This is a genomic window from Microbacterium sp. NPDC089186 (genome assembly GCF_040685115.1).
Lineage (GTDB): Bacteria > Actinomycetota > Actinomycetes > Actinomycetales > Microbacteriaceae > Microbacterium > Microbacterium galbum.
This window is the reverse complement of the sequence record NZ_JBFBHJ010000003.1, coordinates 97,809-121,758: the sequence shown is the minus strand read 5'-3', so window position 1 is coordinate 121,758 and position 23,950 is coordinate 97,809. Positions and strand designations below refer to the sequence as shown.

At 70.9% G+C, this 23,950-nt stretch carries 23 protein-coding genes; 10 read left to right on the top strand and 13 right to left on the bottom strand.

Annotated features, from left to right (window positions below):
- Positions 1-86 precede the first annotated feature (86 nt).
- The 3 genes from AB0N82_RS10790 (at position 87) to AB0N82_RS10780 (ending at position 3,410) form a co-directional block, all read left to right on the top strand.
- Positions 87-1,139 (top strand): LLM class flavin-dependent oxidoreductase, encoded by a 1,053-nt coding sequence (locus AB0N82_RS10790; protein WP_363391449.1) that lies wholly within the window; start codon positions 87-89, stop codon positions 1,137-1,139.
- A complete protein-coding gene (locus AB0N82_RS10785; RefSeq protein WP_315995787.1) occupies positions 1,136-2,470 on the top strand; it encodes an MFS transporter in 1,335 nt (444 codons plus the stop codon). Before AB0N82_RS10790 ends, AB0N82_RS10785 begins: the two co-directional genes overlap by 4 nt.
- Positions 2,471-2,645: 175 nt before the next feature.
- On the top strand, positions 2,646-3,410 hold the full coding sequence (locus tag AB0N82_RS10780) for an SGNH/GDSL hydrolase family protein (RefSeq protein WP_363391446.1): 765 nt from the start codon (positions 2,646-2,648) through the stop codon (positions 3,408-3,410).
- 110 nt (positions 3,411-3,520) lie between these two features.
- On the opposite strand, the gene AB0N82_RS10775 is transcribed toward AB0N82_RS10780, so the two are convergent.
- A complete protein-coding gene (locus tag AB0N82_RS10775) occupies positions 3,521-4,450 on the bottom strand; it encodes a hypothetical protein (RefSeq protein WP_363391443.1) in 930 nt (309 codons plus the stop codon).
- Between the two features lie 191 nt (positions 4,451-4,641).
- Between AB0N82_RS10775 and AB0N82_RS10770 the strand changes: the two genes are divergently transcribed.
- Positions 4,642-5,454 (top strand): SDR family NAD(P)-dependent oxidoreductase, encoded by an 813-nt coding sequence (locus AB0N82_RS10770; RefSeq protein WP_363391440.1) that lies wholly within the window; start codon positions 4,642-4,644, stop codon positions 5,452-5,454.
- A 126-nt stretch (positions 5,455-5,580) separates the two neighbouring features.
- Here AB0N82_RS10770 and AB0N82_RS10765 read toward each other — a convergent pair whose 3' ends face one another.
- On the bottom strand, positions 5,581-6,354 hold the full coding sequence (locus AB0N82_RS10765) for a dienelactone hydrolase family protein (protein ID WP_315995791.1): 774 nt from the start codon (positions 6,352-6,354) through the stop codon (positions 5,581-5,583).
- Positions 6,355-6,582: 228 nt separating this feature from the next.
- Between AB0N82_RS10765 and AB0N82_RS10760 the strand changes: the two genes are divergently transcribed.
- Positions 6,583-7,512: an AEC family transporter gene (locus tag AB0N82_RS10760; protein WP_363391437.1), complete on the top strand. Its 930-nt coding sequence runs from the start codon at positions 6,583-6,585 to the stop codon at positions 7,510-7,512.
- Between the two features lie 85 nt (positions 7,513-7,597).
- Positions 7,598-8,149 carry a DUF308 domain-containing protein gene (locus AB0N82_RS10755; RefSeq protein WP_315995793.1) on the top strand — a complete coding sequence of 184 codons (552 nt, stop codon included), beginning with the start codon at positions 7,598-7,600 and terminating at the stop codon, positions 8,147-8,149.
- A gap of 46 nt (positions 8,150-8,195) precedes the next feature.
- Here the strand turns inward: AB0N82_RS10755 and AB0N82_RS10750 are convergent, their stop codons facing one another.
- Positions 8,196-10,166 carry a S9 family peptidase gene (locus tag AB0N82_RS10750; protein ID WP_363391434.1) on the bottom strand — a complete coding sequence of 657 codons (1,971 nt, stop codon included), beginning with the start codon at positions 10,164-10,166 and terminating at the stop codon, positions 8,196-8,198.
- Positions 10,167-10,168: 2 nt separating this feature from the next.
- On the bottom strand, positions 10,169-10,933 hold the full coding sequence (locus AB0N82_RS10745) for an SDR family oxidoreductase (protein ID WP_363391431.1): 765 nt from the start codon (positions 10,931-10,933) through the stop codon (positions 10,169-10,171).
- A gap of 212 nt (positions 10,934-11,145) precedes the next feature.
- Between AB0N82_RS10745 and AB0N82_RS10740 the strand changes: the two genes are divergently transcribed.
- From AB0N82_RS10740 to AB0N82_RS10725, 4 genes are all read left to right on the top strand, one after another.
- The gene (locus tag AB0N82_RS10740; protein WP_363391428.1) at positions 11,146-11,637 is read left to right on the top strand and encodes an NfeD family protein; all 492 of its coding nucleotides are present in this window, start codon (positions 11,146-11,148) and stop codon (positions 11,635-11,637) included.
- Positions 11,634-12,587, top strand: a complete 954-nt coding sequence (locus tag AB0N82_RS10735) for an SPFH domain-containing protein (RefSeq protein WP_315995797.1) — start codon at positions 11,634-11,636, stop codon at positions 12,585-12,587. The genes AB0N82_RS10740 and AB0N82_RS10735 overlap by 4 nt, the downstream gene beginning before the upstream one ends.
- Positions 12,587-13,381: a glycerophosphodiester phosphodiesterase family protein gene (locus tag AB0N82_RS10730; protein ID WP_363391424.1), complete on the top strand. Its 795-nt coding sequence runs from the start codon at positions 12,587-12,589 to the stop codon at positions 13,379-13,381. The genes AB0N82_RS10735 and AB0N82_RS10730 overlap by 1 nt, the downstream gene beginning before the upstream one ends.
- A gap of 93 nt (positions 13,382-13,474) precedes the next feature.
- Complete coding sequence (locus AB0N82_RS10725; protein ID WP_315995799.1) at positions 13,475-13,846, top strand: RNA polymerase-binding protein RbpA; 372 nt, start codon at positions 13,475-13,477, stop codon at positions 13,844-13,846.
- 53 nt (positions 13,847-13,899) lie between these two features.
- Here AB0N82_RS10725 and lnt read toward each other — a convergent pair whose 3' ends face one another.
- The 9 genes from lnt to AB0N82_RS10680 all read right to left on the bottom strand — a co-directional run bounded on the left by lnt (position 13,900) and on the right by AB0N82_RS10680 (position 23,926).
- Positions 13,900-15,468, bottom strand: coding sequence for an apolipoprotein N-acyltransferase (gene lnt / locus AB0N82_RS10720; RefSeq protein WP_363391420.1), 1,569 nt, complete (start codon positions 15,466-15,468; stop codon positions 13,900-13,902).
- Entirely contained in the window at positions 15,465-17,948 is a 2,484-nt protein-coding gene (locus tag AB0N82_RS10715; RefSeq protein WP_363391417.1) for a DEAD/DEAH box helicase, read from the bottom strand. The genes lnt and AB0N82_RS10715 overlap by 4 nt, the downstream gene beginning before the upstream one ends.
- Positions 17,945-18,703: a twin-arginine translocase subunit TatC gene (gene tatC, locus AB0N82_RS10710; RefSeq protein WP_315995802.1), complete on the bottom strand. Its 759-nt coding sequence runs from the start codon at positions 18,701-18,703 to the stop codon at positions 17,945-17,947. The genes AB0N82_RS10715 and tatC overlap by 4 nt, the downstream gene beginning before the upstream one ends.
- 63 nt (positions 18,704-18,766) lie before the next feature.
- Positions 18,767-19,024, bottom strand: coding sequence for a Sec-independent protein translocase subunit TatA (tatA, locus tag AB0N82_RS10705; protein ID WP_315995803.1), 258 nt, complete (start codon positions 19,022-19,024; stop codon positions 18,767-18,769).
- Positions 19,025-19,132: 108 nt separating this feature from the next.
- Positions 19,133-20,122 (bottom strand): WYL domain-containing protein, encoded by a 990-nt coding sequence (locus AB0N82_RS10700; protein ID WP_315995804.1) that lies wholly within the window; start codon positions 20,120-20,122, stop codon positions 19,133-19,135.
- Positions 20,119-21,108 carry a WYL domain-containing protein gene (locus tag AB0N82_RS10695; RefSeq protein WP_363391413.1) on the bottom strand — a complete coding sequence of 330 codons (990 nt, stop codon included), beginning with the start codon at positions 21,106-21,108 and terminating at the stop codon, positions 20,119-20,121. The genes AB0N82_RS10700 and AB0N82_RS10695 overlap by 4 nt, the downstream gene beginning before the upstream one ends.
- Positions 21,109-21,208: 100 nt before the next feature.
- Complete coding sequence (locus tag AB0N82_RS10690; RefSeq protein WP_315995806.1) at positions 21,209-22,156, bottom strand: FKBP-type peptidyl-prolyl cis-trans isomerase; 948 nt, start codon at positions 22,154-22,156, stop codon at positions 21,209-21,211.
- 49 nt (positions 22,157-22,205) lie between these two features.
- On the bottom strand, positions 22,206-23,231 hold the full coding sequence (locus AB0N82_RS10685) for a tRNA (adenine-N1)-methyltransferase (protein WP_315995807.1): 1,026 nt from the start codon (positions 23,229-23,231) through the stop codon (positions 22,206-22,208).
- Positions 23,228-23,926, bottom strand: coding sequence for an HAD family phosphatase (locus AB0N82_RS10680; RefSeq protein WP_363391409.1), 699 nt, complete (start codon positions 23,924-23,926; stop codon positions 23,228-23,230). Before AB0N82_RS10680 ends, AB0N82_RS10685 begins: the two co-directional genes overlap by 4 nt.
- Positions 23,927-23,950 lie beyond the last annotated feature (24 nt).

Below are 23,950 nucleotides of genomic sequence, written 5' to 3'. Positions count from 1 at the left end.
GTGCCGCTGCGGCGGTGCCCCTCGTCGATGCGGGGGAATACCCCGAGCACGCGTAAAGTTCATTCATCCGAATGCAAGGAGACCTCATGGACGTTCGCCCTCTCGAGCTCGGCCTCGACACCTTCGGAGACATCTCACGCGGCCCCGACGGGTCGCTGCTGTCCGATGCGCAGACCATCCGCAACGTCGTCGACCAGGCGGTCCTGGCCGACCAGGTGGGCGTGTCGTTCTTCGGGGTGGGCGAGCACCACCGCAAGGACTTCGCCGTCACCAGCCCCGAGATCGTCCTCGCCGCGGCGGCCGCGCGGACGCGGGACATCCACCTCGGCACGGCTGTCACGGTCCTCTCCAGCGACGACCCCGTGCGCGTTTACGAGCGGTTCGCGACCCTCGACGCCGTCTCGCACGGGCGTGCCGAGGTGATCCTCGGGCGTGGATCGTTCATCGAGTCGTTCCCGCTCTTCGGCTACGACCTCGCCGACTACGAAGTGCTCTTCGAGGAGAAGCTCGAGCTGTTCTCGCTCCTCCTGCAGGAGAGGCCCGTCACGTGGTCGGGCCGCACGCGCCCCGCGCTGCAGGACGCCGACGTCTACCCGAAGACCGAGAACGGTCTGAAGGCGTGGGTGGGAGTCGGGGGCTCACCCGAGTCGGTCGTGCGCACGGCGCGCTACGGGTACGGCCTGGTCCTCGCGATCATCGGCGGCTCGGCGGCGCGGTTCCGTCCGTACGCGGACCTGTACCGCCGCTCGCTCGCCGAGCTCGGCAAGCCGCAGATGCCCATCTCGGTGCACTCGCCCGGGCACGTCGCCGCCACGGACGAACAGGCGTGGGAAGAGGCGTACGAGGGCGTCGCCGAGCTGAACAACACCATCGGGCGCGAGCGCGGCTGGCCGGAGTACAACCGCCTGCGCTTCCAGCACGATGTCGGCCCCGAGGGCTCGATGTACGTGGGCTCGCCCGAGACGGTCGCTCGCAAGATCGCCGCGACCGTGCGGGCCCTCGGCAACAGCCGCTTCCAGCTCAAGATGGCCAGCGGGTCGATCTCGCACGACCACCTCCTGAGCAGCATCGAGCTGTACGGCACGCAGGTACGGCCGCTCGTGCACGACATGCTCGCCGACGCTCCCGTCGCCCGGTGACCACGAGCACCGACACCGTCCGGGTGTCCGAGCGTCTCGACGCCCTGCCGTTCACCCGGCGGCACGGCAGGATCCTCGGCGGATCGGGGCTGGGATGGGCCCTGGATGCCATGGACGTCGGGCTCATCTCATTCGTCATCGCCGCGCTCAGCGTGCAGTGGCAGCTGGCCCCGACGCAGGCGTCGTGGATCGCGTCGGCGGGGTTCGCCGGAATGGCGATCGGGGCGAGCGTCGGCGGACTGCTCGCCGACCGTTTCGGCCGCCGTCACGTCTTCGCCCTCACCCTGCTGGTGTACGGCGTGGCCACCGGCGCGAGCGCCCTCGTGGGAGGGCTGGCGGCGCTGCTCGTGCTGCGCTTCGTCGTCGGATTGGGCCTCGGGGCGGAGCTGCCCGTGGCCTCGACCTACGTCAGCGAGTTCGCGCCGGCGCGCATGCGGGGGCGTCTCATCGTCTTCCTCGAGGCGTTCTGGGCGGTCGGATGGACGGCCGCCGCGGTGATCGGCTACCTCGTGGTGCCGTCGTCCGCCGACGGCTGGCGGTGGGCCTTCGCCCTCGGCGCCATCCCCGCGGTGTACGCGCTCGTCGTCCGGTGGGGGCTGCCCGAGTCCCCGAGGTGGCTCGCCTCGCGCGGACGCAACGCGGAGGCGGTCGTGATCGTGCGCGACCTGGAGGCCGCCGCCGGTCGCATCGCCCTCGAAGCGTCGACGGAAGGGGTCGCGGCATCCTCTCCCGCCCCCCGGCCGCGCGTGAGCGCACTGTGGGCACCCGCCCTCCGGGCGCGCACCGCGAGCCTGTGGGTGCTGTGGTTCTGCGTGAACTTCTCGTACTACGGGGCGTTCATCTGGATCCCCACGATCCTCGTCTCGCAGGGCTACGACCTCGTGCGCTCGTTCGGTTTCACCCTGGTGATCACGCTCGCCCAGCTGCCCGGCTACGCCGTCGCGGCCTGGCTGATCGAGGCGTGGGGCCGCCGTGCGACGCTCGCGACGTTCCTCGCGGGATCCGCCGTCTCGGCGGTGTTGTTCGGCACGGCGTCGGGCGAGGTCGCGGTGATCGCAGCGGGCATGGCCCTGTCGTTCTTCAACCTCGGCGCGTGGGGCGCGCTCTACGCCGCCACCCCGGAGACCTACCCGACGGCCCTGCGTGCGACGGGCGCGGGGTGGGCCGCGGGGGTCGGGCGCATCGCATCCATCCTCGCCCCTCTCGCTGTGCCGCCTTTGCTCGGGCTCGGCGGAGCGCCCCTGCTCTTCGTCGTCTTCGCGGCGTTCTTCGCCGTCGCCGTCGTGGCCGCCCTCTTCCTGCGCGAGCAGAGGGGTCGGGCACTGGCGTAGCCCCGCTTTTCCCGGCGCAGCCGCTCACGGAGGCCATGTTCCCTTGGTTCGGGGCGAATTCCACCGTTCGGGGCGCGAACCATCCGCCCCGAACGACGGGATGCGCCCCGAACCGGCGGATATGGCGGGCAACCGACTGCGCGTCGCCTGTGCGTCGCGCGCGTAGGCTCGGGGCATGGCATCCGTGCGCTACGTCGCGATCGGCGACTCGTTCACCGAGGGGGTCGGCGACGAACTACCCGACGGCACCGTACGAGGCTGGGCCGATCTCGCAGCCCAAGGGTGGGCGGATGCCGCGGGGGAGCCGATCGAGTACGCGAACCTCGCTATCCGCGGCAAGCTCATCGAGCCGATCGTCGCGCAGCAGCTCGAGCCGGCGCTCGCGCTGAAGCCGACCCACCTGTCGTTCAACGGCGGCGGCAACGACATGCTGCGCCCGCGGACCGGCATCGAGCGCATCGTCGACCTCTTCGACCACGTCGTTCGCCGCTGCGATGAGGAGGGCGTGCAGCTCATCGTGCTCTCCGGTGCGAACCCCTCGGCGGGGCTGCCGCTCGGCAAGCTCATCGAAGCGCGCGGAGACCGCCTCTCTCACGCGGTCGAGAAACGCCTCGAGAAACGGCCCGACGTGCTCACGGCCTACAATTGGTTCGACCGGGAGCTGGCGGGCGCGGAGTTCTGGTCGGTGGACCGCCTGCACATGAATCCTCGCGGCCACCATCGCGTCGCCGCCCGCGTGATCGAGTCCGTCGGCCTCACCCCGCCGGGGGAGTGGTGGCATCTGCGCGAGATCCCCGAGATCGAGCGGCTGAAGGGCTCCGCCTACTATCGCGAGCACGTCGCGCCCTGGGTGCGGCGGCGGTTGACCCGCACGTCGTCGGGCGACGGCCGCGAGCCGAAGTTCGGCGGCCGATGGGTGACTCTCGAACCCCTGACCTGACCGCGGCTCCGGCGTCTGCGACACCCCGTGCCCGCTGACCCGTCACACGCGACGCACGGACGCCCGCCCCGTCACTGCCTCACGCGTGACGCGCTGTGCCCGCGCCTGTGTCACGAGGCACGGCACGGCGCCGTCAGCGAGAGGTGCAGCAAGCCGTCGATCGTCGACATGTCGCGCGCGGAGAGCCGTACGACGCCGTTGTCGCGGAGGTCCTCCTGCATCGCGCGATCGGCGGAGAAGCCCTCGGCGTCCCACGCCGCGAGGATCGACGCGTACGAGGCGCTGTTGTCGCCCGTCGCGAAGGCGAGGGCGATCCCGGTCGTGCCGTCGCACGGCAGATCGGATGCCGCCGGGGCCTCGACGAACGCCCCGTCCGCGTCTCTGACGGCTGTGGTCGCGGCATCCAGGGTCACCTGCACCATGCGAGCCACCTCAGCGCGCGTGTCGCGGAGAATCGGGGCGGGCGAAGGCCCCTCCTCGGACTGTCGAGCCGCCGGCTCCGCCGTGGGCGTGCGAAGCGGCCCCTCCCCATCCGGCAGACCGCACGAACCGGATACCGGATCGGCGAGCACCGGAAGAACGAACGTGGGACCGGTGAGGCGGGACGACCGCACGCGCAGGTTCTCGCCGTCGCTAACGATTCGGTAGTCCCCCTCGGCAAAGGGGTGCCCGCCGTCGCGAGCCGTCCCGCTCGCGACGAGCGTTCCCGTCAGCCCGTCGACTCGGAGCACCCGCACGTCGGTCTCGTCCCACGGCCGGCGTTCGCTGACCACGTAGCCGCTCCGGCACCCGTCCACGACGAGAGGCACGACGGTTCCGCCTGTCTTGAACGCCGCGAGGAGCAGCGCACCGAGAAGCACCACGCTCACCGCCAGGCGCAGCGGCACGAACAGCAGCAGCCACCACCGCGGAGCCCGGATCGCGCACAGGACCACGAGCAGGAGCAGACCGGATGCCGGTCCCGCCACGGAGAGGATCGCGTCGGCATCCCACGATCCGACGACGACCTCGGTCCTCCCGTCGCCGCGCTCCGACGGCAATGACGATCGTCAGCACCGCGAGGCACAGCACGAACAGTCCGGTCGCCGCGAGAGCCACGGTCGTCCGCGGACGGCGCCTCATGGCGCGGCGAAGACCGTGCCCCCGATCGATCGTCATCGCGTCAGCCTGTCAGCGTTCGCTGGATGAGAACCGCATTTCCCTCTCGCGCGGACGGGAGGAGGATGAGCGTATGACTACTGCGCTCGTCACCGGCACCTCTAGCGGCATCGGCCTGCACACGTCCATCGGACTCGCGAAGGCGGGTGTCGCGGTCATCGCGACGGTGCGCGACGTCTCCCGCGCCGACGCCTTGCGCGAGGCCGCCGCCCGGGCGGGGGTCGAGCTCGACATCCGCGCCCTGGAGGTGACGGATGCCGCTGCAGCCGAGGCCTTGATCGAGGCCGTCGGGCCCGTCGACATCCTCGTCAACAACGCCGGGCGCGGCGCCGTCGGCACGCTCGAGCAGCTGTCGGATGCCGATCTCCAGGCGCAACTCGACACGAACTACCTCTCGGTCGCCCGTCTCACCCGTCTCGTGCTGCCGGGAATGCGCGAGCGCGGCCGCGGCCGCATCGTGACCGTGACGAGCGTCGGGGGAGCGGTCGGCCAGCCGTTCGCCGACGCGTACTGCGGGGCGAAGTTCGCCGTTGAGGGGCTCATGCAGTCCCTCGCCCCGGTCGTCGCGCCGTTCGGCATCGACGTCTCGATCGTCGAGCCCGCGGCGGTGGCATCGTCGTTCACCGACTCGGTGCACCGCGCCCCGGCCGGCCCGTACAGCGAACTGCAGCAGGCTTACCTCGACCGCACGGCCGCGTCGTTCGCGGCCGCGCAATCGGCGGAGGACGCCGCGAAAGCCGTCGTCGAGGCGGCCACCACGTCAGAGCCGAAATTCCGGTGGCAGACGTCGGAGGCCGCGGTGCGCTTCGCCGGCCTGTCGCTGGGCGATCTCGACGGGTCGCGGGTGATCGGCGTCACGTCGGAGTGGATCCGCACGGGGTCCTGACTCCGACGGAGAGACAGCGCACGGGTTTCCCTCGGCGCGGGGGATCCGCTCGATCGACGTAAACTGACATAATGTGCATTATCGGCTTGCGTCACCAGCGGCCCAGCGGCCACGCAGCAGCCCGCCTCAGCCGAAGATCTCCGACAGGAACGCCTTCATCGCCGCCCAGCTGCGTCGCTCGGCGGTGGCCTGGAACTGCGCGCCCTGCTCGGGAGCATCGGCATCCGGCAGCGTGAACGCGTGCATCGCGTTCGCGTACGACACGAGCTGCCAGTCGACCGACGGCGCCGTCCGCAGATCGTTCTCGAAGGCGATCATCGCGTCGTCGGGCGCGACGGGATCCGCCGCGCCGTGCAGCACCAGGATGCCGGCGGTGATGTTCTCCGCTTCACCCTCGGGCCCGGTGAGCAGGCCCCCGTGGAAGCTGACGACCGCGTCGACGTCCGCGCCCGTGCGAGCGAGCTCGAGCACCGAGGAACCGCCGAAGCAGTAGCCGATGGCCGCGGTGCGGTCGGCATCCACCGAGGGGTCGACGCGAAGCTGCTCGAAGGCCTCGACGAGGCGCTTCCGCCACATCGGACGATCCTGGTAAAAGCGCCCGGCGACCGCCGGGGCTTCCTGTGGGGTCGGTCGCACGTCTGCGCCGTACACGTCGGCGGCGAACGCGGCGTAACCGAGCCGGGCGAGCATGTCGCACCGCATGCGCACGTAGTCGGTCACACCGAGCCAGTCGTGCACGACCATGACGCCCGGATACCGCCCCTCGCCGGCCGGCCGCGCGCGATACCCGCGATACGCGACGCCGTCGATCTCGTACGCGACGTCGTCCGAGTCGATCCCGGATGCCGGCAGCGGTTCACGCTCGAGGATCTCGGTGAGGTTGGCGGGGTAGGTGTTCACTCGGAGCTCCAGACGGTCGATGGCCCCCGACGGGGATGTCAGGAGCCGAGGATAGAGCCGCGTCCCGGGCCTCCCCCGGGACTTGCGCCGCTGCCCGTGACCCGACACGCCCCCGCTCCGTGCGAAGCTCCCTCCCGCCCCGCACCCGCGTCACGGCCGCCTCCGCGCCCCCGCTACGCTCGAGAGGATGCCTCTCTCCCCCGCCCCGTCCCGTCACGGGATCCACGCGTGAGCGGCATCCTCACCGGATTCGCCGTCGTCGGCCTCGCCGTGATCGTGGGCTATGTCATCGCGCGCATCGATCTGCTGGGTCCGCACGCGCGGCACGTCCTCAGCCGCCTGACCTTCTTCGTGCTGTCGCCGTTCCTGCTGTTCACGGTGCTCGCCACGGCCGACGTGGCGACGCTGTTCTCGGCCCTGCTGCCGGTGTCGATGATCACCGCCGCCGCGATCATCGCCGTCTCCGTGCTCATCTCGGCGCTGATTCTGCGCCGACCGGTCGGTGAGACCGTGATCGGCGCGCTGTCGGCGGGGCAGGTGAACAGCAACAACATCGGCATCCCGATCTCGCTCTACATGCTCGGCAACGCCGCGTTCTCGGCGCCCGTCATCCTGTTCCAGCTGCTCGTGCTGATGCCGATCGCCCTGGGCATCCTGGATGCCGCGACCTCGGGCTCCCGGAACATCGGACGCATCCTGGCGCAGACGGCGAAGAACCCGATGCTCATCGGCTCCGCGCTCGGCGTCCTCGTCGCGCTGCTCGGCATCGACCTGCCGCCCATCGTCTTCGACCCCCTCCATCTCATCGCGGGCGCGTGCGTCCCCGTGCTGCTGATGTCGTACGGCATGTCGCTGTACGGCCAGCGCGTGCTGACGGAGCCCGGGCGCCGCGTGGACGTCGTCATCGCCTCGGCGCTCAAGCTGACCACCATGCCCGCGATCGCGCTGCTGGTGGCGTCGCTGTTCGGTCTGCCCGAGGACCAGATCTTCATCGTCGTGGTGCTCGCGGCACTTCCCACCGCGCAGAACGTGTTCAATTTCGCACAGCGCTACGGGGTCGGCGAGATCCTCTCGCGCGACGTCGTGTTCATCTCGACGGTCGGGTGCCTGCCCGTACTGTTCGCGGTCGCGCTCCTGCTCGACCACTCCCCCGCGTGACCGTCCGCGACGGGACGTTCGCGCGGGTTTCACGCCCGGGTCTAGGGTAAGCACTGTTCTCAGCGTTCACTCAGAAAGGCTCGCCATGTCGCCCTCGTCCACGACCAGTCCCGCCGTCGGAGCCGTCCGGACCGCCCTCGGCGTGAGCGGCGCGCTGTCGCTCGTCATCGGCCTGCTGATACTGCTCTGGCCCGGTCGCACAGCCCAGGTCGCCGTCGGGATCATCGCCGTCTACGTCATCATCGCCGGAGTGGTGAACATCGGTATCGGTCTGTTCTGGCGCTCCGGCTGGGCGCGCATCGGCTACATCGTGCTGGGCGTGCTGTTCATCGTCGCCGGCATCTTCTCCTTCACCAACCTGCCGGCCACCGCCGCGTGGTTCGGCGTCTTCATCGGCACGCTCGTCGGCATCCTGTGGATCATCGAGGGCGTCGTCTCGCTCACCACCGCGGGCCACGGATCGAAGGCGCGCGCATGGACGATCTTCTTCGCGATCGTCAGCATCGTCGCCGGCGTCGTCCTGCTGTTCTCGCCGCTGCTGGGGGCGGTCACGCTGTTCCTGCTGATCGGCGTCTCGCTCGTCATCCTCGGCGTCTTCCAGATCGTCCGCGCGATCCAGTTCGGCAAGGCCGTCTGACCCCGACCGCCGGACGGCCCGGATGCCCTCGCGTCCGGGCCGTCCGTCAAGTCACCGGCAGATGCCGGCCCCACCACTCAAGCACGGCCTCGAACCGCTGGACGCGGTGCTGCGGCCGCCCGGCGCGGGTGAGCTCGTGATCCTCGCCGGGAAAGACGAGCATCTCGGCATCGGTCCCCTGCTGCTTCAACGCCGCGTAGTAGCGCGTGGCCTGTTCGAGCGGGCAGCGGAAGTCGAGCTCGGAGTGGAGCACGAGCGTCGGCGTGCGCACCCGGTCGACCACAGCCATCGGACTCTGCGCCGCGACCTGCGTCGGATCGGTGCCGACGTACTCCTGGCCGAAGAACGAGCCGATGTCGCTCGAACCGGGGAAGGAGGCGGGGTCGAGGAAGCCGCGCTCGACGATCGCGCCCGCGAAGCGGTGGTCGTGCGCGATGATCCACGCCGTGAGATACCCGCCGTACGACCCGCCCATGACGCCGACGCGTCCCGCGTCCAGCCGCGGGTCGGCTGTCACGACGGCGTCGAAGAAGTCCATGACGTCGAAGAAGTCGAGCGTCCCCATGCGCTGCCGGATCGCTCGCCCGTGGGCGCGACCGTATCCGGCGCTCCCCCGCGGGTTGCTGTAGACCACCGCGTAGCCGGCATCCACCAGCACCTGGGTCTCGTCGAAGAGGTGCACGCCGTAGGCGGCGTAGGGTCCGCCGTGGATCTGCAGGATCACCGGGAACGGGCCCTCCCCCTCGGGGACGGCGACCCAACCGTGCACGGGGTAGCCGTCGCGCCCGGTCACCTCGTGATCGATCGGCACGACGACGCCGCGGTCGCACGCCGCGGCCCCGAACCTCGTCAACGCCCGCATCTCGCGCCCGTGCATCATCACGAGTTCGCCGAACGACTCGGGAGAGGCGACGGATGCCACGACCCGTCCCGCCGCCGCGGCGTGGCCGTTCACCTCGAGGTCGCCGCCGAGGACCTCCGTCACGGTGCCCGTCCGCGTCACGCGCTGCAGGCGCACCCGCCCGCGGGTGCGATCCTGCACGAGGACGTCGTCGCCGTCGAACGAGAGATGGCTCCCCACCTCGCCGAGGTCGATCGTCTCGGGGTCGGTCAGCACGCGTGGTGCGTCGCCGTCGAGGGCGAACAGCGCCACGCCCGGCGCGACGAAGTCCACGCCCGAGCCGCCGACATCGTGCGCGAGGAGGAAGACCGTTCCGTCGGGCGCCGTCTGGACCGCCGACACCGACAGGTTCTCCGCGATGCCCAGCACCTCGCGCTGCACTCCCCCATCGACGGCGATCGCGACGACGCGGTCGCGCAGGTCGCGCCGCGAGGTCTCGATCATGTCGGGCACGCTGAGCACCTCGGCGCCGTCAGGCGTCCAGGCCAGGCCGGCCCAGCTCGTGCCGCCGCGGGTGAGCTGCGTCGCAGGGTGGGGCACGACGCGCGTCTCGGGCTCGTCGATCGCGGGCGCGGGCTCGTAGAACGGCTCCGCGTCGGTGGACGGCACGTCGACCACGAACACCTGCGCGGGACGATCGAGATACCCGAGGCCGTTCGCGTGCCACCGGATGCCGGTGATGCGCCGCGGGGGTTCGGCACCGGCATCCCGCCCCTCGACGGTGCCGTAACGCCCCGGCTCCGGCACCCGTGCCGTGAACGCGAGACGTCGGCCGTCGGGCGAGAAGGCGAGGTCGGTCACTCCCCCGGGTCGGTCGGTGACCTGCACGGGCTCACCGCCGGAGGAACCGATGACGAAGATCTGCAGGCGCCCCTTCGCGTCGCCGCGGAGGAAGGCGACGACGGCGTCATCGGGTGAGAGACGCGGCGACCGATCCTCCACCCCACGGGTGAGACGGCGTGACGAGGCCGTGGCGAGATCGGCCCGCCAGAGTTGTCCCACCGCACGGTCGGCGGCGAGGTCGGGGCGTGAGGTCGCGAAGACGGCGAAGGCGCCGTCCGAGGAGATCGCGGGCCGACCGACCCCGATCAGGGACTCGATGTCGGTCGGCCGCATGCTCACTCGCCTCCGAACGAACCCGTGTCTCCGACGAGGCGGGTGTTGTCGGCGGGCACCGGGTCGACGGCCGCACGCGCGACCTCGGCGGCGAACTCGGCGACGTTGTAGAGCTTGCCGGCGTCGTCGCGGCGGGCGGCGATGGCGCCGGGGTTCGCACGCTCGAGCAGCGTCGCGGTGATCGTGCCCTCGATCATGTCGCCCGAGACCACCGTGAAGCCGATCCCGCGCTCCTCGAGGGCGGGGATCTTCTCGCGCAGCGCGTCTTCTCCCGCGCGCTTGGAGAGAGCCACCGGCTCGTACTCCGGCATCGTCGGGGTCGAGCGGATGAAGTGCGCCTGGTGGCTGGTGACGAAGACGACGCGCGCGTCGTCGTTCAGCAGCGGCAGCGCCGTCTCGAGCACGTTGACCTGTGCGTCGCGGTTCAGCAGCAGGGCGTAGTCCTCGGCCATGCCCGACTCCATGCCGCCCGAGGCGTTGAGCACGAGGATGTCGAGGCCGCCGAACGTGCGCTCGACCTCGCCGAACATCGCCGCGACCGACTCGGGGTCGGTCAGGTCGGCGCCCACCACGAGCGCCTCGACACCCAGCTCGCGCAGCTGGGCGGCGAGCTTCTCGGCCCGCGGCGCCTTGTTGCGGAAGTTGATGACGACATCGGCGCCGGCCTCGGCGAAGTAACGGACGGTGTCGGCGCCGATGCCGCGCGACGAACCGGTGACGAGGGCGGTCTTGCCGCTCAGCGAGCCGGACGGGAGGGTCTGGGACACGGGAGAACTCCTGAGGATCGTGGGTCGACTCCCCAGCCTACCGACCGCCCCGCCGCCCTCTCGGGAAGGGTAGCTCCTCGAGCGGCGGAGGCCCTCGGTCGGCGAAGCCGGTCGGCCGGGGAAAGCTTCTCCGCCGGGGAAGCCTGTGCGGTCGTCGGGAAGCGGCCCGGGTGGCGTTCCCCGGTGCTACGTTCGGGCTCAGGAGGTGCGACATGGACGTTCTCTCCATCATCGACACGTGGGCCTGGATCGGGTGGCTCGTGCTGATCCTGGTCTTCCTGGTCGTCGAGATGCTCACGGGCGAGCTGACGTTCCTCATGCTCGCCGCCGGCTCCGCGGTCGGGCTCGGCGCGGGAGTACTCGGCGCACCGCTGTGGCTGCAGGTCGTCTCAGCCGCCCTGGCCGCCGTCGCCCTCCTCGTCTTCCTGCGCCCCCCGCTCCTTCGACGACTGCACCGCGGCGCCGACGCCCGCCCGTCGAACGTGGAAGCGCTCCTCGGGCTCGAGGGTCTCGTGCTGTCGCGGGTCTCTCCCGCCGTCGCGGGGCAGGTCAAGCTCGCGAACGGCGACGTGTGGACCGCGCGCAGCGACGGCGACACCCGACTCGACCCCGCCACGCGCATCGAGGTCGTCCGCATCGACGGCGCCACCGCCGTCGTCCGCGCGAAGCCAGGAGGCACCCCCATGAGAATCGGACCGTCATGAACCTCGCAACGTCGATCCCGGCCACCATCGGGTGGGTCCTCGCGATCGTGGTGGCGGCGTTCGTCGTCATCGTGCTCGTGCGCGCCATCCGCATCATCCCGCAGGCCCGCGCGGGGGTCGTCGAGCGTCTCGGCCGCTACCACAAGACCCTCACGCCCGGCCTCAACCTCGTCGTCCCGCTCATCGACCGGGTGCGACCGCTCATCGACATGCGCGAGCAGGTCGTGTCGTTCCCACCGCAACCGGTGATCACCGAAGACAACCTCGTCGTCTCGATCGACACCGTCGTCTACTTCCAGGTCACCGACGCGCGCGCCGCCACCTACGAGATCGCCAACTACCTCGGCGCCGTCGAGCAGCTCACGACCACGACCCTGCGCAACGTCGTGGGCGGGTTGAACCTCGAGCAAGCGCTCACCAGTCGCGACAACATCAACGGGCAGCTGCGCGTCGTACTCGACGAGGCCACGGGGAAATGGGGGATCCGGGTCGGGCGCGTCGAACTCAAGGCGATCGATCCGCCCCTTTCGATCCAGGATTCGATGGAGAAGCAGATGAGGGCCGAACGCGACCGGCGCGCCGCGATCCTGACCGCCGAGGGCTCGAAGCAGTCGCAGATCCTCGAGGCCGAGGGCCGCCGTCAAGCGGCGATCCTCGAGGCCGAGGGCGACAAGCAGGCGGCGGTGCTGCGCGCGCAGGGCGAGGCCGAGGCCATCCACTCCGTCTTCACGGCGATCCACGAGGGCCGTCCCGACGACAAGCTCCTCGCCTACCAGTATCTGCAGACGCTGCCCAAGATCAGCGACGGCGCCGCGAGCAAGCTGTGGATCATCCCGAGCGAGTTCACCGAAGCCCTCAAGGGCTTCTCCGGAGCCTTCACCTCCCGCACTCCCGGCGCGGACGGCCCCGCGTCGCTTTCGCCCGACGCGGACCCCTCCACGCCCCGATGATGCGGCATCCCTACCTGTCCCCCGCCGCTCCGCGCGTGCTGGCCCACCGCGGACTCGTGACGGCGGATGCCGCCTCCCACGGCGTCGTCGAGAACTCCTTCGCCGCCGTCGCCGAGGCGCACGCCGCCGGGGCCGCGTACGTCGAGTCCGACTGCCACGTGAGCGCTGACGGAACGGTCGTGCTGTTCCACGACGACGATCTCCGGCGCGTGGCCGGCGACCCGCGGCAGATCGCCGATGTGCGCCTCCACGAGCTCGAGGAGCTCATGGCCGACCGCGGCGGTCTCATCACCCTCGCGCAGGCCCTCGAGGCGTTCCCCGAGCTGCGGTTCAACCTCGACGTCAAGACGGCTGCCGCCGCTGACGGTGTCGGGCGGCTGGTCGCACCGCACGCCGAGCGGGTGCTCGTGACGAGTTTCTCCGACGATCGCCGCCTCGAGGCGCTCGCCGCCGCGCACGCAGCCGGAGCCGCGCAACGCCCCGCGACATCGCCGGGACAGGCGACGGTGGTGCGGCTGCTCGCCGCGCGCGCCCTGCGACGGTCGGGGCGCGTGGGCGCCCTCCTTGACGGGCTCGACGCCCTGCAGGTACCGGAGAGGCAGGGGCCGCTGCGCATCGTCACGCGCGGCCTCGTGCGCGATGCGCACGCGCACGGCGTCGAGGTGCACGTGTGGACGGTGAACGCCGACGACGACATGGAACGCCTGCTGGATCTGGGCGTCGACGGCCTCGTCACCGACCGGGCCGACGCGGCCCTCCGGAAGGTGAACACGCGGGGAACTCCGGCTGTCTGAGCATCCTCTGTGAAAGGCGCCACGATGCCCGTCGTTCGAATAAAGCGCACAGGTGCGGACGTTATACATGGTGACCGACGAGAGGACCACAAAATGGCAGACCGCAGTCTCCGCGGCATCCGACTCGGCGCCCAAAGCCTCCAGAGCGAAGACGGCGTCGTGTTCCACGACCGTGCACAACACACCTACATCTGCAGCACCTGCGGACGCGACACCGTCCTGACCTTCGCTGCCGACGCCGAGGTTCCGGAGTCCTGGGAGTGCCGCACGTGCGGCGCCGAAGCGCTGCTGCGCATCGGCGACGGCACCGCGACCGTCGACCACTCGGGCGACAAGGCCGCCCGCACGCACTGGGACATGCTGCTCGAGCGCCGCACGCTCCCCGAGCTCGAAGAGTTGCTCGAAGAGCGCCTCGCCTTCGTGCGCGCCCGTCGTGGCGCGGGCAACGAGAAGCTCAGCGCCTGACGTACCGTCAGGGCGTCCTGATCAGGACGTCCTGACCGAAACGCCCTGAGAATTCAGACGCCGGCCCCCGTGGGGGTCGGCGTCTTCTTCGTGCGCCGCGCGCGCACCGCCAGCGACAGCCCTGCCGCGAGAAGACCGGCGAGGCTCCCCCACCCGAGCACCATCTTCACGGCGGGACCGATCACCACCGCGGGCGTCAGGCCGGTGCGGAGGGGGACGTCGGTCAGCATGTGGCCGGCCTCGTCGATCGGCAGAGCATCGAGCGTCGACCCGTCGGGCGCGATGACCTGGCTGGTCCCGACCGTCGACAGGTTCACGACCGCACGCCCCGTCTCGATCGCGCGCATCTGCGCGAACGCGAGCTGCTGCAGGTTCTCGTCGGTGCCGCGGAAGTCGGCGTTGTTGGTCTGGAACATGTAGACCTGGGCGCCCGCGTCGGCCCCGTCCCACACGACGTCGTCGTAGATGACGTCGAAGCAGATCGCCAGCCCCACGCCCACGCCGTCGATGTCGATGAGCGGACTCGCCGTGCCCGGCGTGTACTCGCGACCGATGAGCCCGATGAGGTCGGGAGCGAAGGGCTCCCAGAACGCCCGGTCGGGCACGTACTCACCGAACGGCACCGGATGCCGCTTGTCGTACGTCGCACCGGACTGCCCGTCGGCCGTCCACAGCAGCGCCGAATTGAACAGGTCGGGTCCGCGCTCCGTCACCGCGGACACGAGCAGCGGCGCGTCGACGCGGCGCGACAGCTCTTCGAGCACCGCGGAGGTCGAGCTGTTCGCGGTCGGGTCGGAGTCGACGCCTCCCTCGGGCCAGAGGAGCACGTCCATCTGCTGGCCGAAGAGCGGGGCGGATGCCGCCAGCTGCGCGTTCAACACGGCATCGCGCGCCCGCTGGTCGAAGTACCCGGCCGGGCCGTTGCCCTGGACCGCGCCGACGCGGAGCGACCCGGCAGCCGCGGTCGGGAACTGCGGCAGCACCAGCAGCACCACGAGCAACCCGGCGGTGGGGACGGCGGCGAGGGGCCTGCGAAAACGGCGAAGGCGAACGAGCTCGACCGCCATCGCACACAGCAGCACGATGAGGAACGACAGGCCCGACATCCCCACCCACGACGCGACCTCGGCGAACGGCCCGTTCACCTGCGACACGCCGATGCGCCCCCAGGGGAAGCCGCCGTAGGGCCACGACCCGACGATCTGTTCGCGCAGCACCCACAGCCCCGCGACGAGCGCCGGGAGCGCGAGCGTGCGGCCGAGCACCCCGGGAACCACGCGGGGCACCCACCGGTACGCCAGGGCGATCGGCACCGCGAGCACCGCCGTCAGCAGCGCCTCGAGCACGAAGAGCGCGGCCCACGGGATGGGTCCCAGGTAACGCGCCGTGAAGAGCAGGTTGACCGAGAAGAAGGCCACGCCGAAGAGGAAGCCCACCAAGACGGCCGACCAGAACCGGCGACCGATGAGCGTCAGCAGGGCCAGGGCGACGGCCGGGAACGCCAGGGGCCACCACGCGAGCGCGGGATAGGCGGTGACCAGAAGGAGTCCCGCCACGACCGACAACGGCGCGGCGAAGGCCAGGCGCAGCAGAGGTCGCGGCGGCGGGGTCGTGCCGCTCATGCCGACGTGTACGCCACGATGCCCCGGCGCACCGCGTCCAGTGCGGTGCGCGCGGTCTTCGCGAGCGGCGGCTCCGCGACGAGCGAGATCTGGTCGAGCAGGTCGATCGTCTGCTTGGCCCATCGCACGAAGTCCCCCGCGGCCATGTCGGCCAGGGTCAGCACGCTGTCCAGCGGCAGGCCGCGCGCCCAGGCGTGCATGGCCGGCGCCAGGCCCGAGGCGGGGCTCTCCGAGCCGGGGAGGCGGTGGTCGCGTTCGAGGTCGTCGAGCTCTTGCCACAGCGTCTGCGTGGCATCTAGGGCTCCCCGGAAGGCACCGCGGGGAAGTCCTCGCTCCCCCGGTCCGGCCTCGTCGCGCCGCGGTTCGTACACGAGGCAGCACGCGAGAGCGGCGAGCGAGGGGGCGTCCAGCCCGTCCCACAGGCCCTGGCGCAGCGACTCGGCCACCAGCAGATCGCGCTCGCCGTAGATGCGGCGCATCGTGCGGCCGGCGCGCGTGAGCACGGTCGCGCCGTCGGCCTCGATCGCCACGTACTCCAGCGCGGCGAGCACCTCGACGACCCGGTCGAACACGCGCGCCACGGTGCCCGTGCGCTGATCGATCTGCTGCCGGGTCTTGTCGGTCGAGCGTTTGAGCTTCCAGTAACGCTCCGCCCAGCGCGCATGCGCCTCGCGGTCGGGGCACGAGTGGCACGGATGCCGCTGCATCCGCTTGCGCAGCGACTGGATCTGCTGCTGGCGCTCGTCCCTCAGGCGCCGGGGCGCGGTGGCGTCGCGACGGTTGATCTTCTCGAGGTCGCTGAGCTCACGGCGGATCGTGGAGTACTCGCGGAAATCGCCGCGGTCGCACGTCATCGCCTTCTCGTAGCCGTCGAGCGACTCCTCGGCATCCTTCACCTGACGCGCCAGACCCACGACCGAGCGATCGGCCTGGAACTGGGCGAACGAGGACTCGAGGATCTCGCGCGCGCGGGCCCGCCCGAACTGGTCGATGAGGTTCACGGCCATGTTGTAGGTGGGGCGGAAGCTCGAATTGAGCGGGTAGGTGCGACGTGAGGCGAGGGCCGCGACCGACTGCGGGTCGAGCCCCTCGGTGAACTGCACGACCGCGTGGCCCTCGACGTCGATGCCGCGACGGCCGGCACGGCCGGTGAGCTGGGTGTACTCGCCCGAGGTGATGGCGACGCGGGCCTCGCCGTTGAACTTCTCGAGCTTCTCCAGCACCACGGTGCGCGCGGGCATGTTGATGCCGAGGGCGAGCGTCTCGGTCGCGAAGACGACCTTCACGAGCTTGCGGCGGAAGAGCTCTTCGACGACCTCCTTGAACGCCGGCAGCAGGCCCGCGTGGTGGGCCGCCATTCCGCGCTCGAGGTTGTCGCGCCACTCCCAGAAGTGCAGCACGGCGAGGTCTTCGTCCTTGAGGGTGAAGGTCAGCTCGTCGACGATCTGGCGGATCTCGACGCGTTCCTCCGCCGAGGTGAGACGCACGTTCGCGCGGCGCAGCTGCTGAACGGCCGCGTCGCACCCGGCGCGACTGAAGATGAAGAAGATCGCCGGCAGCAGGTGGTTGCGCTGCAGCAGCTCGACCACCTCGGGACGGTCGATGCGCTCGATGCGCGGGCCCTGCTGCGCGCGCAGCGGCTTGTGTCCGCCGCGGCGCTGATGCGCGTGGCGCGGGCCTCCGGCGTGGCGGGCGGAGCGGTACTCCTGGGCGCGCCGGTTGTTCTCGTACCCGCCCGCGTTGCCTCCGCGGATGCGCAGCAGCTCCTGGTTGACCTGGGCCGTGGCCACGCCGGCGCGGTCGTCGAACAGCGGCAGCAGGTCGCCCCGCACGAGCACGTGCTGTTCCAGAGGAACAGGACGCGTCTCCGACACGATGACCTCGGTGTCGCCGCGCACGGTGTCGAGCCAGTCTCCGAACTCCTCGGCGTTCGACACGGTCGCCGACAGCGACACGAGCTTCACCGACGGCGGGAGGTGGATGATGACCTCTTCCCACACGGCACCGCGGAAGCGGTCGGCGAGGTAGTGCACCTCGTCCATCACGACGAATCGCAGGCCCCGCAGCGCCGGTGAATCGGCGTAGAGCATGTTGCGCAGCACCTCGGTGGTCATCACGACGATGCGCGCCGAGGCGTTGATGTTGGTGTCGCCGGTGAGCAGGCCGACCTCGTCGTCGCCGTACACCTCCTGCAGCTCGTGGAACTTCTGGTTCGAGAGCGCTTTGATGGGCGTGGTATAGAACGCCTTGTCGCCCGGCTCGAGCATCGCGAGGTGGATGGCGAACTCGCCGACGATGGTCTTGCCGGCACCGGTGGGCGCGGCGACCAGGACGCTCCGCCCGTCCTCGAGGGCGTGACAGCCGGCGATCTGGAAGTCGTCGAGCTCGAACCGCTGCATCTCGGCGAAGTCGGCGGTGTGCGGGTGCGACGAGCGAGCGCTCGCGCGGGCGAAGCGCTCCGCGGGGCTGGGGGAGGTCACGCGATGGGCCCCGGCGCCATCTCCGCGGCGACGCGACGGGCCTTGCGGCGGTCGAACAGCAGCGACAGTCCGGCGGCGGCGAAGAAGAGCACGATCAGGATGCCGGCCAGCATCAGCATGCTCACGACGTCGGCCGCGGGGGTGGCGAGGGCCGAGAAGATGACGGCGATGAGGATCGCGACTCGCCATCCCTTCAGGATCGCCCTGCCGCTCATGACGCCCGCGACGTTGAGGGCGACCAGGAACACCGGCAGCACGAACGAGACGCCCACGACGATCAACAGCTTGAAGACGAAGTCGTAGTAGTCCACGGCGTTGTAGAAGTTGACCCCGCCCTCGGGAGTGAAGCCCCACATGAGCTCGATCACGTGCGGGACGATGAGCAGACCGACCCAGCACCCCACGAAGAACAGGGGAACCGCGGATGCCACGAAACCGACCGTGTAGCGGATCTCCTTGCGCGTGAGACCGGGCATGATGAACGCCCAGATCTGCCAGAGCCAGATCGGCGCCGACAGGAAGATGCCGATCGAGAAGGCGATCCGCATGCGCAGGTCGAACGCCGACGTCACCGAGGTGAAGTTCAGCGCCGAGAAGTCGTCTCCTCGCCGCGCGGCGATCTCGCGGATCGGCTCGGTGATCAGGTGGATGATCGGATCGGTGATGATGAACGCGACCACCATGCCGACCACGAGGGCGAGCGCGGCGATCATCAACCGCTTGCGCAGTTCGACCAGGTGCGCCCCGATCGACATGCGCTTATCGCGCCGCGGTTCCTCGGGGAGGTCGATCCGCGGCGATCGTGCCGTCGCCACGCGTCAGACGGTGGGGTCGGTCGACCTGCGCGGTTCGGGTGCCACGGCCGGCGCGGTGCCGCTGTCGGCGGGCCGCGGAACGTCGGAGGACTGCGCGGACGCGACCTCGTCGTCGCGCTTCATCTCCTTCATCTCGCTCTTGAACACGCGGGCCGACTGACCCATGCTCTTCGCGAGCGCGGGAAGCTTGGCGGCACCGAAAAGAAGGAGGATGACAGCCAGAACGACTAGCAGGTGCCATCCGGTCAATCCCTGGAACATGAGGACTCCTCGTCTCGTTCGCGCGAGTCATCAGTCTAACCCGCGCACACGGCGGGCGACCCGACCCGCGGGGAAATCCCCGTAGCGTCCAGGTACACCGCCGGCGGATCAGTCTTCGTCGATGTATTGCGCCAGCCCCGCCGCCGCCCACGCGGCCGCCGCGCGCCGCGCGCCGAGCGGCTCCAGCAGCTCCACCTCTCCCCCGCGGCGGGCCGCGAGCCGTTTCAGACTCTGCTCGTCGGCGAGGCGCAGGGATGCCACGGCCGTGTCGTCGTCGGCATCCTCGATCTCGGCGCGATCGAGGTAGTCCGCCAGCAAAGGCGCCACGGCGCGCGGGAAGCGGAAACGCGCGACCACCTCGTCGTCGCCCGGAGCGAAGAGCTCCGGCACGGGGTCGGCACCGTGGACAGCCGCGATGTCGGTGAGGGTCGGCTCGCTCACGCGGTCGAGGAGGAAGGTGCGCACGGCCTGGCGGAGGTGATCCCAGCCCTGCAGATACCACTGGCCGTTGGCGATGTGCACCTTGATCGGGTCGACGGTGCGCGAGGCCGGGGCGGCACCCGGGGCGCGGTACACGAAGGTCACCGCGACGCGCTCGCGCAGGGCGCGGTCGACCACGTCGCGGACGCCGTCGACGGGTCCGGGCGCGACGATCACGGGTGGTGGAGCGGCGGCCGCTCCCCGAGCGAGCTTCTCGAGCAGTCCGGAGACCACGTCGCTGTCGCCCACGCCGGGGAGGCTGCGTGCGAGCTGCAGACCGGCGAGCAGCGCCGCAGCCTCTCGGGCCGTCAGCCGCGGGGAGCGTTCGAGCCCGACCGTGTTCGTGATGGCGATGACGTCGTCGCGGTCGAGCAGGTCCCAGTCGATGTCGAAGAGGTCGTGCGGCAGCTGCCAGTAGCCCTGCTCGCCGGGCAGGCCGATCACGGTCAGGCGCTCGACCATCGCGCGCATCTGCTCGGGCGCGACGTCGAACTCAGCCGCGGCCTCCGCCACGCTCACCTCGCCCTTGCCCAGAAGGTACGGCACGAGCTGCAGCAGGAGCGCGGCGCGATCGAGGGCCGCGATCGGGCGGTCACCCCCGGGACGATCGACGCTCATGCCGCTCCCCCGTGCCGCTCGAGGGTCGCCCGCAGGCGCCGGACGACCTCGGTGCGCAGGTCGGCGGGGGCCACCACGCGCACCTCGGGGCCGTAGGAGGCCAACTCGTCGGCGAAGACGTGCAGATCGACGTAGGGCACGACGATGCCCTGCGGCGCCTCCTCCGCCCGCCGTGCGAGACGCAATGCGGCCTCGGTGCCCGGGTGCACCTCGAGCAGAGCCCGTTGACGCGCGGCGACGTCGTCCAGTCCCCGCAGAGCGCGCTCCCCTGCCCCCTCGCGCAACGCGGGCGGGAACTTCTCCCGGGTGACGGTGACGTCGCTGACGATGCGCGACAGCAGGAACGTGCGATCGGCGCCGACGTTGACGTCGAAGCCGTACACGTGCCATCGCGCCTCGTACTCGACGAGGGCGAGAGGACGCAGACGGCGCTCGCGCGGCTGCGCATCGCCCGGGCGCAGGTAGGTGAAGGTGACGGTGCGGCACTGCTCGATGGCGCGCTGCAACGCCCCGAAGGAGGCGTCTCGCACCCGGATGCGCGGGGCGTAGCCGATGATCGGCTCGTCGACGGCGATGCCGAGGGCGCGGATCTTGCGGAGGCCGCTGCGCGCGTCGACCGAGAGCGACTCGCTGCCCCACACCCCGCCGGCGATGTTGAGCAGCGCGATCTCCGCGGGGCTGAAGGAGATGTCGACGGGGAGCGCGTACTCCGCGGTCGGCACGCGATAACGGGCCTCCCGCAGGTCGTCGGGGTCGGTGCGATTGCCGATCGTCTCGATGGGCACGCCCAGCCCGCGGAGGTTCTCCTTGTCGCGCTCGAACATCTTCTCGAGCGCGTCTTTCGAAGACCCCGCGTCGAGCTGTTCACGGTACCCGGCCACCGACGACAGGATCGTGTCCTTCGTCAGGCCCTGCTCGGTCGCCATGAGCGCGACGACGAGGTTCACCAGACGCTCCTCGGGAGCGTTGCGGGAAGCGGCGGGCACCCGCCCATCCTAGGCCGGGGCCGGGGCCGAACCGCCGAGACCGGCCCGCGCGCGCGAGGGCGACGGCGGGCCGGTCTCGAAACGACGCGGAGGGGCGGACTCAGCCGATGGTGCCGAGGATGTCGACGACGTACACCAGCGCGGTGTTCGCCGGGGCCTGCAGCGCCTGCTGGTCCTGCTGGGTCTGGTCGGCGGGCACGACGACGAGGACCTGCGAGCCCACCGGCTGGCCCTCGAGAGCCGAGGCGAGGGCCGGGGGCAGCGCGGAGACCGTCGCCTGCCCCGGGGCGCCGTTCTTCCAGGTGGAGGCGAAGGTGGTCTTGGCGCCCCAGGCGACGCCCTGGACGTGGATGATGGCCGAGGAGTCGGCGGTCAGCACGTCGCCGTCGCCCTTCTTGATGACCTGCGATCGCACCTCGGTCGGGGCGTCGCCGGCGGGGATGACGACACCCGGCTGACCGTCGGGCGCGCGCACGACGGAAGGCATGCCGGAGTCGGCGTTGTACTGGTCGGCCCCGTCGGCCGCGGGCAGGAACACCTTGCGCACGTCGAAGACGAAGATCGCGCCGTCGCCCTCGGTGACGCCGAGCGCCTTCGCCCCGTCGGCCCCGAGGTCGGAGCCCGGGATCGCGACGGCCACGCGCGAGCCCTCGGCCACGCAGTTCAGCAGCGGAGCGATCGAGGGCACGGCCTGCGTCAGGCGAGGGAGCGGCGTCGCGGTCGCGAGATCGGCGTCGTACTTCGTGGCGACGAGCTGCTCGCCGGTCGCCGCGTCGAGCACGGTGACCTCGACCAGCGCGAGCTGCTTGTCGCTCGTGATGCGCTGCCCGTCGCCCGCGATGAGGGTGTCGGTGCCGGCCTGCTCCGGGAAGAAGGGCGAGCGCACCGTGACGGTGGGTGCAGAGCCGAGATCGCCGGTCGCCTCGACGACCGAGGCGACGCTCGCATCGGTGGGGGTCGGGCACGACGAGGCGGCGGATGCCGAGCACCCGACGAGGCCGAATCCGGCCAGAGCGGTCACGGCAACGAGAGCGGGAAGTCTGCGCACCGGAACAGTTTAGGTGCTCGCGCGGCTCTCGCCCGCCGCCCCACCCTGGTCACTCCGGCGCAGGGGCACCCTCCGTGGGCGCGGCCGCGCCCGCCACCGACTGGCGGACGCCCTCCGCGGACTTCTGCGCCTCGCGCACCCGCTTGCGCAGGTTCTTGTCGGTGATCTCACGATCGCCGACGGCGCCCGGCGTCCACAGCTCGACGTCCTCGTCGCCGTAGCTCGACTTCGACGCGCGGCGCTTGACCTCGGGCGGGATCGCGCCCGGCGCCAGACGACGGGCGGTGATGAGGAAGCCGGTGTGGGCGACCATGCGGTGGTCGGGGCGCACGGCGAGGCCCTCGACGTGCCATCCGCGGATCATCGTCTCGCTGGCATCCGGTTCGGTGAACAGGCCCGTCGCGCGGATGTACTCCGCGACACGGCTGAGCTGCGTCGCGGTGGCGATGTAGCAGAGCACGACGCCGCCGGGAGTCAGCGCGTCGGCCACGGCGTCGATGCACTCCCACGGCGCGAGCATGTCGAGCACGACGCGGTCGACGGAGGCCGGAGCCACGGCGTCCGGGAGGCTCTCGACGAGATCGCCGACGACGACCTCCCAAGTGGCGGGGTGCTCGCCGTGGAAGGTCTCGACGTTGGCGCGGGCCACCTCGGCGAACTCCTCGCGGCGCTCGAACGACAGCAGGCGACCGGCCGGGCCGATCGCTCGCAGCAGCCACAGCGAGAGGGCACCGGAGCCGACGCCGGCCTCCACGACCGTCGCGCCGGGGAACACGTCGGCCTGTGCCAGAATCTGCGCGGCGTCCTTGGGGTAGACGATCGCCGCTCCGCGCGGCATCGACATGACGAAGTCGCGCAGCAGGGGGCGCACGGCCAGGTAATCGTGGCCGGAGCTGTTGGTGACGACGCTGCCATCGGGCTGCCCGACCAGGAGCGAGTGCTTCAACACGCCGTTGTGGGTGTGGAGCTCTCCCGCCTCGCGCAGGGTGATCGTGTGCATGCGGCCCTTCGGTCCGGTCAGCTGCACGCGGTCGCCGATGCGGAAAGGTCCGCTCAGGTGGGGGGTCTCGCTCATGGGTTCACTCGCGTTTCGGGGAGTCGGGTCGGGGTGTGCGCATCGTGGAGGGCGCGGAGATCGGCGGCGGTCCGCCCCTCGAGGCTCGACCAGAGCGCGTGCGCTCCGACGCCGTCGAGCGGGACCATCAGGGGGACGCCGAGCGAGACCGCGCCACTGGCGATCGCCGATCGCAGGCCGTTGGGGCTGTCTTCGATCGCGAGGGAGTCGCGGATGTCCACACCGAGGGCATCGGCCGCCTGCAGGTAGGGATCGGGGTGGGGCTTGGGCCGCTCGACGTCGTCGCCGGCGACGACCACGTCGAAGGCGGGGAAGTCGATGAGGTCGGCGATCGACAGCGCCATGCGCCGCATCGACATCGTCACCAGTGCGGTCTTGACCCCGTGCGCCTTGAGGTCGGCGAGCAGCTCGCGCGCGCCCGGGCGGAACGGCACGCCCGTGCTCGCGAGCTGGCGCAGCACCTCGTCGGTCAGGTGAGCGATGATCTCGTCGACGCCCCACGGCACGCCGGCGTTCTGCAGCAGGCGCGCGGAGTCCTCGAGCGCGAGACCCACCATGCCCAGGGCCTGTTCGTGCGACCAGGTGCCCCCGAACCGCTCGACCAGCGGCACCTCAGCGGCCATCCAGTAGGGCTCGGTGTCGACGAGGGTGCCGTCCATGTCCCACAGGACCGCAGCGAGGGCGGAAGAAGTCATCGTTCCATCTTATGGAAGGTGCGG

Bases quoted from the DNA above. Each gene is read 5' to 3' on its own strand.
- AB0N82_RS10790 (WP_363391449.1), top strand. From the start codon at position 87: ATGGACGTTCGCCCTCTCGAGCTCGGCCTCGACACCTTCGGAGACATC.
- AB0N82_RS10780 (WP_363391446.1), top strand. From the start codon at position 2,646: ATGGCATCCGTGCGCTACGTCGCGATCGGCGACTCGTTCACCGAGGGG.
- AB0N82_RS10770 (WP_363391440.1), top strand. From the start codon at position 4,642: ATGACTACTGCGCTCGTCACCGGCACCTCTAGCGGCATCGGCCTGCAC.
- AB0N82_RS10755 (WP_315995793.1), top strand. From the start codon at position 7,598: ATGTCGCCCTCGTCCACGACCAGTCCCGCCGTCGGAGCCGTCCGGACC.
- AB0N82_RS10750 (WP_363391434.1), bottom strand. From the start codon at position 10,166: ATGCGGCCGACCGACATCGAGTCCCTGATCGGGGTCGGTCGGCCCGCG.
- AB0N82_RS10740 (WP_363391428.1), top strand. From the start codon at position 11,146: ATGGACGTTCTCTCCATCATCGACACGTGGGCCTGGATCGGGTGGCTC.
- AB0N82_RS10735 (WP_315995797.1), top strand. From the start codon at position 11,634: ATGAACCTCGCAACGTCGATCCCGGCCACCATCGGGTGGGTCCTCGCG.
- AB0N82_RS10730 (WP_363391424.1), top strand. From the start codon at position 12,587: ATGCGGCATCCCTACCTGTCCCCCGCCGCTCCGCGCGTGCTGGCCCAC.
- AB0N82_RS10725 (WP_315995799.1), top strand. From the start codon at position 13,475: ATGGCAGACCGCAGTCTCCGCGGCATCCGACTCGGCGCCCAAAGCCTC.
- lnt (WP_363391420.1), bottom strand. From the start codon at position 15,468: ATGAGCGGCACGACCCCGCCGCCGCGACCTCTGCTGCGCCTGGCCTTC.
- tatC (WP_315995802.1), bottom strand. From the start codon at position 18,703: ATGTCGATCGGGGCGCACCTGGTCGAACTGCGCAAGCGGTTGATGATC.
- tatA (WP_315995803.1), bottom strand. From the start codon at position 19,024: ATGTTCCAGGGATTGACCGGATGGCACCTGCTAGTCGTTCTGGCTGTC.
- AB0N82_RS10700 (WP_315995804.1), bottom strand. From the start codon at position 20,122: ATGAGCGTCGATCGTCCCGGGGGTGACCGCCCGATCGCGGCCCTCGAT.
- AB0N82_RS10685 (WP_315995807.1), bottom strand. From the start codon at position 23,231: ATGAGCGAGACCCCCCACCTGAGCGGACCTTTCCGCATCGGCGACCGC.
- AB0N82_RS10680 (WP_363391409.1), bottom strand. From the start codon at position 23,926: ATGACTTCTTCCGCCCTCGCTGCGGTCCTGTGGGACATGGACGGCACC.